Annotated in this window: 9 protein-coding genes; all 9 read left to right on the forward strand. The window is 44.7% G+C overall.

The window, feature by feature from the left end; translation table 11 throughout:
* The first annotated feature begins 45 nt into the window (after positions 1-45).
* Positions 46-2,703 (forward strand): diguanylate cyclase, encoded by a 2,658-nt coding sequence (locus tag H171_RS04430; RefSeq protein WP_166433593.1) that lies wholly within the window; start codon positions 46-48, stop codon positions 2,701-2,703.
* A 238-nt stretch (positions 2,704-2,941) separates the two neighbouring features.
* Positions 2,942-4,885, forward strand: a complete 1,944-nt coding sequence (locus H171_RS04435) for a methyl-accepting chemotaxis protein (RefSeq protein WP_100304069.1) — start codon at positions 2,942-2,944, stop codon at positions 4,883-4,885.
* 386 nt (positions 4,886-5,271) lie between these two features.
* Complete coding sequence (locus tag H171_RS04440) at positions 5,272-5,931, forward strand: amino acid ABC transporter permease (RefSeq protein ID WP_100304070.1); 660 nt, start codon at positions 5,272-5,274, stop codon at positions 5,929-5,931.
* Positions 5,912-6,589, forward strand: coding sequence for an amino acid ABC transporter permease (locus H171_RS04445; protein WP_100304071.1), 678 nt, complete (start codon positions 5,912-5,914; stop codon positions 6,587-6,589). Before H171_RS04440 ends, H171_RS04445 begins: the two co-directional genes overlap by 20 nt.
* Positions 6,590-6,593: 4 nt before the next feature.
* Complete coding sequence (locus H171_RS04450) at positions 6,594-7,346, forward strand: amino acid ABC transporter ATP-binding protein (RefSeq protein ID WP_100304072.1); 753 nt, start codon at positions 6,594-6,596, stop codon at positions 7,344-7,346.
* Between the two features lie 28 nt (positions 7,347-7,374).
* The gene (locus tag H171_RS04455; protein ID WP_100304073.1) at positions 7,375-8,244 is read left to right on the forward strand and encodes a cysteine ABC transporter substrate-binding protein; all 870 of its coding nucleotides are present in this window, start codon (positions 7,375-7,377) and stop codon (positions 8,242-8,244) included.
* 141 nt (positions 8,245-8,385) lie between these two features.
* Positions 8,386-9,003 (forward strand): TetR/AcrR family transcriptional regulator, encoded by a 618-nt coding sequence (locus H171_RS04460; RefSeq protein ID WP_100304074.1) that lies wholly within the window; start codon positions 8,386-8,388, stop codon positions 9,001-9,003.
* Positions 9,004-9,132: 129 nt separating this feature from the next.
* Positions 9,133-10,956 carry an ABC transporter ATP-binding protein gene (locus H171_RS04465; protein ID WP_100304075.1) on the forward strand — a complete coding sequence of 608 codons (1,824 nt, stop codon included), beginning with the start codon at positions 9,133-9,135 and terminating at the stop codon, positions 10,954-10,956.
* Positions 10,949-12,700, forward strand: coding sequence for an ABC transporter ATP-binding protein (locus H171_RS04470; RefSeq protein WP_100304076.1), 1,752 nt, complete (start codon positions 10,949-10,951; stop codon positions 12,698-12,700). The genes H171_RS04465 and H171_RS04470 overlap by 8 nt, the downstream gene beginning before the upstream one ends.
* Positions 12,701-12,713 lie beyond the last annotated feature (13 nt).

Below are 12,713 nucleotides of genomic sequence, written 5' to 3' on the forward strand. Positions count from 1 at the left end.
TGAGCCATGCAGGAAAGGGCGCGTTTAACCGAAGCGATCAGGAAGATGAGATTACGAAGACCACGAAAAAGCATGTCAATCCAAAATGTGACAATCGTCACATTTATCTGTCTGTTCCTTTTGTCCCTGGTGACTATTGAAAAACTTGTTCTGAATAATTGGCAATCTTCCATAACCAGAGAGACTGCCGGGATTTCTGAAAAGATGAATCAGGATGTGATTGAAAAGATGAATTCATTTTTCAGGGTTCCAGTTACGGCAGATGAACTAGGGAAAAAGTTGATTGAAAATAAAACGATTGATTTTTTAAACGAAAAGAGTCGCAACTCTTTTTTTATTGGCATTTTAGAATCTTATGAGAAAGAGATTTACAGTTTTACATATGCATCGGTTGATGGAGAATACTATGGGGCCCTCAGAAATAATAAGGGGGAACTTGAACTAATAAAGAATAATGATGAAACAGGCGGAGAAATCTGGCGCTGCGATGTAAATGAAGACATGACAGCAGGGGCGTTGATACAAAACGCAGGCACCTTTGATCCCAGGCTGCAGGAATGGTATCAGGCGGCTGAAAAAGAGAAGGGGCCTGTTTTTTCACCTGCATACAGAGATTTCATCATCAATGACCTTACAGTGTCTGTTTCATGTCCCGTATATGATGAGGCCGGAACGCTTAAGGGTATATTAGGGACTCATATGCTTCTTTCCGATTTTGGGGATTATCTGAAAAACGAGGGAGCCGGTTTCAAGGGCCATGTATCTGTTATAGAGAAAGATACCCGGTATTTAATTGCAAATTCCATGGGGGAAGATAATTATACCGTTGATGGAGACGGATCACTGAAAAGAAATACGATTGATGACCTTTCTCTTCCGGCCTGGAAGAACAGTTATGAGATGTATCTTAAATCCAAGAAGACAGAATTCTCATGGAAGGCGGGAGAAACGGACTGGTATGCGAACGTAAAAGAATACCGGATAGGAGGTCTTGACTGGGTCATTATTTCTGTGATTCCGGGAAGTTTTTTGGCTGCAGAACTGAACCGGAATATCGAGGTCTCGGCGGAACTGGCTGTTATTGCCGGCGCTTTTTCCATAAGTATTTTTTTCTTGATCATCCGAAGGCTCTATAAGCCTATCAATGGCTTACTGACCATTGCGGAGAACATTTCTGCAGGAAATTTAGAGCAAAGAGTGGAGATCGTTAGGAATGATGAAATAGGTAGAATATCCAATGTATTTAACCGCCTGGCAGATAATCTGCTTGATATGGTAAAACACCTGGAATGTATTGTTGAAATGCGGACCAAAGAGTTAAATAAAGCAAATGAGGTATTAAGGGAGAGTCAGTCCCAGCTTCAGCTCATACTGGATACCGCGGCGGAAGCAATATTAGGTACGGATTTAAACGGAAGATTCACATTCTGCAATAAAAGCTGTCTACGCCTTCTGGGATATTCAAAGCCTGAGGAATTGCTGGGAAGCGATATGCAGTTCTTTGCAGATTTTCTTAGTCCTGAAAAGAATAGAGGAGAAAGAAACGGTGTTCTTAGACGGGCCGACGGTACCTGCTTTGATGCGGAGTACCGTGCCCTGCCCCAATTAAGGGAAGGAAAGCATGTTGGGTATGTTATAACCTTTGCCGATATTACCGAGCGAAAGAAGGGGGAGGAAAAGATCCGCTTTTTAAGCTATCATGATCCTCTGACCGGATTGGTAAACCGGAGGCGTTTTGAGCAGGAGATGAAGAATGCAGACACGCAGCAGAACCAGCCGGTTTCCCTGATTTTTCTGGATTTAAACGGCTTAAAGCTCATCAATGATACCTTTGGGCATACGGCTGGAGATGAATTCATTGTTAAGGTCGCCCAGGTCTTGAAAAAGAACTGCAGGGAAGGGGATGTTGCCGCACGGATCGGCGGCGATGAATTTACGGTGCTGCTTCCCCGCACGTCCAGGGAAGAGGCGGAGTCCATAGCTTTGAGGGTCAAAAATCAGGTTTCCGTGGAAAAGGTAAACATGGTGTCTTGCAGTGTTGCGGTGGGAGTTGGAACAAAAGCCAAGCACTGGCAGAAAATTGAACGGATCCTGGAGACTGCAGAGAACGAGATGTATAAGGAGAAGAGTATTTCTTCCATAAACTTTGGAATTCATGCAATTAACGGCATTATCACTTCTCTTCATATGAAAAGCCCATGTGAGAAAAAACACTCAGAAGAAGTCAGCAAGCTGTGCGAAAAGATCGGCATGGCAATGGGGCTTCCTGAAACAGAAATTAAAAAACTGAGGGACGGAGCATACCTCCACGATATCGGTAAGATCACCCTGAGTGATTCGATTCTTGAAAAGACTCATGAACAACTGACGGAAGCAGAGCATGAGATGATGAGACAGCATCCGGCCATCGGATACCGCATCCTGAATCTGTCCCAGGAAACACTGGACCTTGCCAACGGCGTGTACGGACATCACGAATGCTGGGATGGTTCCGGGTATCCCAAGGGCTTAAAGGGCGAGGAGATCCCGCTTATTTCCCGTATTTTATCTGTTGCAGAAGGGTATGAGAGAATCATAAACCGTGAAAATAACCGGGAAGCAGGAAAAGAAAAAGCGCTGCAAGCAATTTTAAATGGTTCCGGTCAAAAGTATGATCCAACGATTGCCGAATTGTTTGTACTCATCATGAAGGAAGATGAATAATGCTGCTTCATCATAGATTTCCAGCATTTGCGAATGGTTGTTCGTTTCCATTATATGTGCTATAATTCCTACGGCATAGCAGTTGTCCGTAGAAACAATGATTACAGTACGATGATTTATGAGACTGCAGTTGGAAAGATACTATGTCTGAATTTCCATATACTTAAGAGAAATGCCTGTAATTAAGATTCAAAATTCAGGATTTTTCAAATTGCAATTTTGAGGAGGCACTAGAAACATGAAGTACTTAAGAAACAAGCTTTTATTATTTATCTCTTTGCTGCTAATCTTTACGGTCATATTCCTGACCACTATTTCTTCGATTCTTTATTACCAAAGCTCCATGGCTGAAGCAGAGCAGAATTCGTCTTATCTGGCAGCAGCATATCAGCAGGGTATCGATTCGGTATTAAATATTTACCGCAGTGAATTAAAGGTAACTGCCTCAAAGAGCTTTTTAACAGATGGCAGAACAACAGATCCAGAAATAAAACGCCTGCTGGATGAGGAGGCGGAAGCTTCAGGTTTTCATTACATAACAGTAGCGGATGCACAGGGAAACAATGACAAAGGGGACCAGATTGCAGATCAGGACTTTTTTATAGAGGCCCAAAAAGGAGTTGTCTATATTTCTGATCCGTTTTTGAATGAAGATCAGAAGCTGAGTCTTTATATAGCAGCTCCTATTTCCGGAACCGGAAAAGTATTGTATGGATCTCTTCCTTATGAAGCCATCAGCGGTGAACTGACAAAAATCAAAATTGGTGAAAATGGTTATGCCTTTGTTATTGATAAGAATGGACTGACTGTTATTCATCCGAACGAAGATGACGTATCCAATCCAAGAGACTATTTTGAACTGGCAAAAAAGGATCCCTCCTATGCACCTACTGCTAAAATTTTTAAGGAAATGACTTCCAGCAAAACAGGTACCGGTTTTAGCTATTATAACGGACAGCGCCGTCTGGTGGGATATGTTCCCTTAGCCGGGCCGGAAGGCTGGTCGGTTGCAGTCACCACACCTTTGACACAGATCGAAGAAAATATGAGCTATACTCTGATCATGTGCGTGATCGCCGGGCTGGTTCTGCTTTTAGCAGCCATTGCTATTACCCGTATATTCTCCAAAAAGATCACCGAACCGATTGTGACTGCGACGCAAAGGATCGAACGACTGGCCAGGGGAGAACTTGATGAAGACATTGAGCCGGTGAGAGGAAAAGATGAAAGTGCACGGCTTATCATGGCTTTGCAGAATACCATCCATGGATTGCGGTCATATATCATGGATATCTCAAATGTTCTGAATGCCGTGGCTGCTAAGGATTTAACCGTAAGAAGTGCTATTCAGTATCAGGGTGATTTCGTTCCGATCCAGTCGGCCCTGGATCAGATCTTAGACTCTTTAAACAGTACCCTATGGAATATCACACAGGCAACGGATCAGGTACGTTCCAGTTCTGCACAGGTTGCGCTTGGCGGACAGAACCTTGCAGAAAATTCTGCGGAACAGGCGGCGACCACAGAGAGTCTGACCAATTCTCTGGAAATGGTATCTCATCACATTCAGGAGAATGCAGAGCATTCTCTGGCTATGAAGAACATGACAGAGTCAGCGCTTTTGGAGACTCAGCATGGAGATGAGGAAATGCACAGGCTGCAGCAGTCCATGGCAAGCATTGACGCTTCAGCAAAAAAGATCCAAAGCATCATTCACATCATCGATGATATTGCTTTCCAGACCAATATTCTGGCGCTTAATGCTGCGGTAGAAGCAGCTCGTGCCGGTGAGGCAGGAAAGGGATTTTCCGTGGTGGCAGACGAAGTACGGGAGCTGGCTTCCAAAAGTGCGGATGCAGCAAAGCAGACAACTGATCTGATTCACAGCACCATTGAATCTGTAAAACAGGGAAAACAGAACACAGAGCAGACTGCCGATGTGTTTAAGAAGATCGTAGAGCAGACGAGTTCCGTTAATACGCTCGTGTCTAGAATATCCGAATCACTGGAGAGCCAGGCAGGCAGTGTGTCTGAACTGGGAGAGGGAATGCAGAAGATCTCCATGGTCACTCAGGCCAACTCAGCAACAGCAGAGGAAAGTGCGGCGACCAGTGAAGAGCTTTTAAGCCAGATGCAGATGTTAAAAGAGCGGGTTATGGAGTTTCAGTTAATACAGTCTTAGAAGAAAGGTTTATAAAAAATGATTGACAAATAGGCAGGATAATAGTATATTAAACATATATGTTTAGTATGTATAAGGAGAAATCAAAACGATATGAAAACGAACTGCGTGTGTAACATGAATCTTAAGATGAATTGTTGCAGCTGTAGATGCTTCATGAGAAGAGATACAGTTTATTAACGTGTGCGTTTTGGTATCTGATTTCCAATTTTTTATCCTGTAACACAGGGAAAATAAAGGGAAGGAAGCAGGTATATGCGTATACCTGCTTCCTTTTGCATTTATTAATATATAACTTATCGGACCTTGCAAAGCGAGTGAAGATAAAAAGGGAGGAAGGTAATCGATGGAACACATAAGTAAAAAGGAGGGAGAAAGGAAAAATCATGGATTTTGAGTTTATTCGTGCCTATACGCCGCTATATGCAGAGGCGGCAGGTATGACACTTCGAATATCTTTTCTGGGGATCCTGCTGTCAGCAGCCATTGGCCTTTTGTGCAGCCTGGTTAAGATTTTTAAGATACCGGTGTTAAAGAGTATTGTGAATGGCTATATTGAGGTGTCCAGGAATACGCCTCTTTTGATCCAGCTGTTTTTTTTATACTTTGGACTTCCTAAAATCGGTATTGTTTTAAGCTCTGAAAGCTGTGCAGTCACAGGGCTGGCATTTTTAGGAGGAAGCTACATGGCGGAAGCATTCCGCACGGGAATTGAACAGGTACCGGTTATCCAATCGGAATCGGGTCTCAGCCTGGGACTTACAAAAGGGCAGGTATTTCAGTATATCATCCTTCCTCAGGCGGTTACCACCTCAGTCCCTGTATTTTGTGCCAACATTATATTTCTTATAAAAGAAACATCGGTGTTCAGTGCGGTCGCACTGGCTGACTTAATGTTTGTGGCAAAGGATCTGATAGGAATTTATTATAAAACAGATGAGGCCCTCCTAATGCTGGTGGCAGCGTACTTAATCATCTTGCTGCCAATATCCTTATTCTGTTCCTGGTTAGAAAGGAGGGTCCGCTATGCAGAATTTGGGAATTAGGATACTGTTTGAGGGAAATAATTTTCTGCGGTTGTTGGGCGGTCTCCTGGTATCACTTAAGATCGCAGTTTTATCCATGGTTTTATCCGTGGGACTTGGAATACTTCTTGGAATGGTGATGACCAGTAAAAAAAGGCCAGTCCGGTTTTTTACAAGGCTTTATCTGGAGGCAGTCAGGATCATGCCTCAGCTGGTCCTTTTGTTTCTTGTTTATTTTGGAGCTGCAAAGCATTTGAATGTAAATTTCTCCGGGGAAATGGCCGCGGTCATTGTATTCACCTTTTGGGGGACTGCAGAAATGGGGGATCTGGTTCGAAGCGCTCTGGAATCCATACCGGTTCATCAGTATCAAAGTGGCTTTGGACTGGGAATGACGGAGCTTCAAGTATACCGGTATATTGTGATTCCTCAAACGATACGCAGGCTGCTTCCATCGGTCATGAATCTTTTGACAAGAATGATCAAAACCACTTCTCTTGTTGTATTGATCGGCGTGATTGAGGTGGTTAAGGTTGGAAAACAGATCATTGACTCCTCCAGGTACACGGTACCTGATGCGGCCCTCTGGGTATACGGAGTGATCTTCATTCTGTACTTTGCGATTTGTTACCCATTTTCCAGGGCTGCTGCCCTGCTAGATAAAAAATTAAAGGATTGATCATATGAGTCAGGAAATGATTTTAAAGACAGAGAATCTCAGGAAGTCCTATGAAAACGGGCAGCCGGTTTTAAAGGATATTTCCTTTACCTTGGAAAAAGGGGAGGTAGTGGTGGTCGTAGGACCTTCCGGCTGCGGAAAAAGTACCTTTTTACGATGTCTCAACATGCTGGAGCCCATTGATTCCGGTACCATTCAGTTTAAGGACCGGATCGTTGACAGGGGCAAACGGGATGTTTATGAAATAAGACAGAAGATCGGCATGGTATTCCAGAGCTACGATTTATTCCCACATAAGACCATTCTGGGCAATATTATTCTGGCCCCTTTAAAGGTGCAGAAAAGGGATAAAAAAGAGGTGACAGCGGAAGCAGAACAGCTTCTGGCCAGGGTAGGACTTCTGGATAAAAAGGATTCTTATCCCAGGCAGTTGTCCGGCGGACAGAAGCAAAGAGTGGCTATTGTACGGGCGCTTATCATGCATCCGGAGATCCTGCTCTTAGACGAGATCACGGCAGCCCTGGACCCGGAGATGGTACGGGAGGTGCTGCAGGTGGTGTTAGAACTGGCAAAGGACGGAATGACCATGGTCATTGTCACACATGAGATGGAATTTGCCAAGGCAGTGGCTGACCGTGTCCTGTTCATGGATCAGGGCGTTGTAGTGGAAGAGAGCCTGCCGGATGAATTTTTTGCTTCACCCCGGACAGAGCGGGCAAAACAGTTTTTAAATACGTTTCATTATGAAGCGTTATAAAATAAAAAATAACATGGAGGATGTAATTATGAAGAAGAAATTACTAGGTGCATTATTAGGCATTACCATGGCGGCAGGCCTTTTGGCAGGCTGCAGCCAGGCAAAGGACAATGGAGGAAACACCGGAGGAGCAGCTGCAAAGGCAAGAACCTTATCTGAGATCAAGGAAGCCGGAACCATTAAAATCGGCGTATTCAGCGACAAGAATCCATTTGGATATGTGGATTCCAATGGAAAGATCCAGGGCTATGACGTATATTTTGCTAAGCGGCTGGCAAAGGACTTACTTGGCAGTGAGGATAAGGTTGAATTCGTATACGTAGAAGCTGCCAGCCGGGTGGAATATTTAAAATCCGCCAAGGTGGATGTGATTTTGGCTAATTTCACAGTTACTGATGAGAGAAAGGAACAGGTGGATTTCGCACTTCCTTATATGAAGGTAGCTCTTGGCGTCGTATCTCCTGATGCAGCTCTGATTAACGATGTGGCACAATTAAAGGAAAAGACCCTTATTGTGGTAAAGGGAACTACGGCTGAAACTTATTTTTCCGAAAATCATCCAGAAGTAAAGCTGTTAAAGTTTGATGAGTATCAGGAAGCTTATGACGCTCTTCTGGACGGAAGAGGAGATGCCTTCTCTACCGATAATACGGAAGTTCTTGCATGGGCCCTTCAGAATAAAGGATTCACGGTAGGAATCGAGTCCATTGGAAATCTGGATACCATTGCTCCAGCCGTTCAGAAAGGAAATAAGGATCTTCTGGATTGGATCAACAGCGAGATCGAAACTCTTGGCAAGGAGCAGTTCTTTCATAAGGATTTTGAGGAGACCCTAAAGCCTGTATATGGAGATGAGATCGATCCTGAAAATCTGGTTGTGGAAGGCGGCCAGGTTTAAAAGGCGGAAACTGAGAAAAAATATCATCAGCTGCTTTATGAGAACTTAATGAGAAAAATAACCGGCAGGGCGTCTTGACGTCCTGCTTTTTTTATTTCATAATAGCATTGTTATATAACAGTGTTATAAAAAGGAGAAATAATGAGCGCTCAGGTAAAAGATACACATGTTGCCATTTTAGAGGCGGGCAAAAAGGAATTTTTGGAGTATGGCTATGAGGGGGCTTCCCTAAGAAGGATTGCCAGGGAGGCTTCTGTTACAACAGGAGCCATATATGGGTATTTTCCCAGTAAGGAAGCGCTTTTTGACGCATTGACCGGAGATGCGGCGGATGGACTCCTGGAAAGGTACAGACAGGTTCATGACGAATTTGCAGGTCTGCCTCCCAGCGAGCAGGCGGCTGCTCTGGATCATATTACCGATGAAACGATTCCCTGGATGATCAACTATATTTATGACCGGTTTGATATATTCAAACTGTTTTTTTGTAAGAGCAGTGCGGGAAGCTGTGACAGCTATTTCGCTCAGTTGGTTAAAATTGAAGAGAAATCAAGCTGGGATTTTATCAATGCCATGAAAGAATCAGGGCATGAGGTTATGGAAATTGACGGCACCTTGATCCATATCTTATCCCGGTCATTTTTTCAGCAGATTTTAGAGTTTGTGGCCCATGATGTCCCACGGGAAAAAGCTCTTTCCTACTCGCTGGTTCTGGGGACTTTCCAGCACGCAGGGTGGAAGAAGATTATGGGACTTTGATGCAGCTTAGCTGTTTCCGGTTCTTTAAAACAAAAAAGCTTTACATAATGGTTAGTTTAAGCTAACCAATTTTATACAGGGAGTTGTTATAAATAGACAGTAACATTTTACCAAGAAAGGTGGTTTATCATGAAACAAATTAATTCTGCGGTTGCAAAGCCCAAAACAGGCATGGCCAGGTTGATGGAGCTCGCGGCGACAAAAAAGCCTCTTATGGTCTCCTCCGTGATCTTATCGGCTCTGGCATCTGTCGTCTCGTTTGTGCCTTATATCGCCATTTACTTTGTGGTGAAGGAAGTCATGGGAGTATTTCCTGACTTTAAGAATCTTGATCTGCAAAGAACGGTTGGCTTCGGGTGGCTGGCCTTTGGGGGAATCCTGCTTAATGTATTGCTGTATTTTATGGCTTTGATGTGTTCCCATCTGGCCGCTTTTGGTACTCTGTATGAGCTGAAAGTGAACTTTGCCTCCCATCTTGCCGGATTGCCTCTGGGATTTCATATGCTGGTCGGCAGCGGTAAACTGCGTAAGATCATGGATGAAAACATTGAGAAGATCGAGGGATTCATCGCCCACCAGCTTCCTGATCTGGTGGCCTCTTTTGTAGCTCCGGTGGTCATGTTCATCATTCTTCTGGCAGTAGACTGGCGTTTTGGGCTTGCGGCTGTGGTTGGCATTGTCATCGCCTTTGCGATCCAGATCAAAGCATATGGTAATGACGGGGCTAAAACCATGATGGCAAACTACCAGAACGCTCTGGAGGATATGAACAATGCATCCGTGGAGTATGTCCGTGGAATCACTGTTGTCAAAGCGTTTAAGCAAACGGTGTTCTCCTTCCGCCGGATGCACAGTGCCATAAAGGAATACACCCGAATGATCATTCCTTATACCATGAGCTGGGAAAACTATATGTCCGCTTTTCAGACGGTCATCAATAACATTTATTTATTCCTGATCCCGGTTGGTATCCTGATCGGGCTGCATACATCTGATTATCCTGGTTTTGCAGCCACTTTTATCTTTTACCTGATTTTTGTTCCATCCATTGCCTCTGTTTTGATGAAGATCATGTATGTTTCTAACACCGGGATGCAGATCATTGGCGGTGTGGAGCGAATGGATGAAATCCTGAATACTGCTCCTCTGACGAATCCCCAGAGACCGAAGGAAATTTCCAGTCATGAGATTGTATTTGAAAACGTATCCTTTTCTTACGTCGGTCAGGAGGCCCAGGCGCTTTCTGACATTTCTTTCCGGGCGGAGGAAAATCAGATCACCGCGATCGTTGGCCCATCCGGCGGCGGCAAAAGCACCATTGCCCATCTCATTCCACGGTTTTTCGATGTAACGGAGGGAAGGATCAAAATCGGAGGCGTTGACGTACGGGATATGAGAAACGAATATCTGATGGAAAAGGTCAGCTTTGTATTCCAGGATGTGTTTCTCTTTAAGCAAAGCATTATGGATAATATCCGTTTGGGGAATCAGAGTGCCACTGATGCGCAGGTGATCGCTGCGGCAAAGGCGGCGCAGTGCCATGAGTTCATTGAAAAGCTGCCGGAAAAATATCATACGGTCATAGGAGCAAAAGGCGTCCATCTCTCAGGAGGAGAGCAGCAGCGGATTGCAATTGCCAGAGCCATTGTAAAAGACGCCCCCATTGTTCTTTTAGATGAGGCAACTGCATTTTCCGATCCAGAGAACGAACATCTGATCCAGCAGGCCTTTCAGAGGCTGATGCATGGGAAGACGGTAATCATGATAGCCCATCGCCTTTCAACCATCCGCAGTGCGGATAAAATCATAGTAGTAGACAAAGGCTGCCTTGTGGAGCAGGGCAGGCATGATGAATTACTGGAAAAACGGGGGAAATATTCTGATATGTGGAACGTATATACGAAAGCTCTTGACTGGAAGATGGATAGAAAGGGGATGAAAAACCATGTTTAATTGGAAGGAATCACTGATGCTTACGGATAAAGGCTACAGGGATTTAAAGAAGGCCGTTGCCGCCTGTACAATCACGAATCTGTCACTCATGCTTCCCTTTACAGTGACCATTCAGGTTTTCGCCGAGCTTTTAAAGCCAATGATGGCCCAGGAGATTTCCTGGACGAGGATGTGGTTTTTATTCGGCTTCGGCGTTGTTTCTGCAGTGCTTGTATTTCTTGCCAGTAAAAATGACTATAAAAAAACCTATGTCACTTCTTATCTGGAAGCAGAAAATTCCAGGATCAGTGTTGCGGAACGGATCCGGAAGCTGCCTATGAACTTCTTTAACTCAAAGGACCTTTCCGAGCTGACCACAAACATTATGGCTGACTGTTCCACTACGGAACATGTGTTGAGCCACATCATCCCTCAGCTGAGTGCCAATGCCATTTCTATTTCTATTATCTGCGTGATGATGGCTCTTTTTGACTGGAGAATGGCACTCTCCGTGTTCATAACTGTGCCTGTTGCGCTGCTTGTCATCTTAAGCAGTAAAAAGATTCAGGCAAGATTAAGTGAGAAGCAGGTGGAAGCAAAACTGAAAGCTTCCGATCAGGTGCAGGAGTATTTAGAGGGGATTAAGGTTATAAAAGCCTGTGGCTTAGACGGCTCGAAGTTTTCGGCATTAGATGATGCCCTGCGCCTGATGAAGAAAATGGCAATCAATATGGAATTTGTCACCGGAACTTTTGTCACCGGAGCTCAGATGATTTTACAGGCAGGTGTAGGGCTGACCGTTTTTGTCGGAACCTATCTGCTGACAGGGGGCAGTATCCAGCTCATCCCCATGCTCATGTTCTTTGTTATTGTCGTTAGGATTTACGGCCCGGTCCTTGTGGAATTTACCCTTTTGCCGGAATTGTTTTATCATCGGATTGCCACAAAACGGATGCGCACCCTTATGGATGTTCCGGTCATGGATGGTGAGGGTGTTAAGCCGCTGACACACTGGAATATTGAGTTTGAGAATGTTTCCTTTGGTTATAATGTGGAAAATTACCGGGAAGACAGGGTGATCAAAAACCTGTCCGTATCCATTCCTTCTGACGCCATAACGGCTCTGGTGGGCCCTTCCGGCTGCGGGAAAAGCACCATCTCAAGGTTGATTGCCCGGTTCTGGGATGTAAATGAGGGAAGTGTAAAGATCGGCGGAATTGATGTGAAAACCCTGGATCCGGAACATCTGATGAGCTATATGTCCTTTGTATTCCAGGATGTGGTGCTGTTTAACGATACAGTCTACAATAATATCCGCATCGGAAACATGGAGGCTACGGAGGAACAGGTTATGGAAGCAGCGAAGGCTGCCTGCTGTGACGGATTTATAAGCGCTTTGCCCCAGGGATATGAGACGATGCTGGGGGAAAACGGCTGCACACTTTCCGGAGGGGAACGGCAGCGGATCTCCATCGCCCGGGCGCTGTTGAAAAATGCGCCTATCGTACTTTTAGATGAAGCAACTGCCTCCCTTGATCCAGAGAATGAGGCACTGATCCAGCAGGCAATTTCCAGACTGATCGAAGGTAAAACGGTAATCGTCATCGCTCACCGTCTAAGGACCATATCAGGGGCGGATAAGATTATCGTGCTCAAGGAAGGCAGGCTGGCTGAAGAAGGCACTCATGAGGAACTGATGAACAACAAGGGGCTTTATGAAAGGCTGTATAGGATTCAGCAGGAAAGCCTGGGATGGAGTGTCTAAGGGGTAAAATTGC

The sequence above is a fragment of the [Clostridium] celerecrescens 18A genome, assembly GCF_002797975.1.
Classification (GTDB): Bacteria; Bacillota; Clostridia; order Lachnospirales; family Lachnospiraceae; genus Lacrimispora; species Lacrimispora celerecrescens.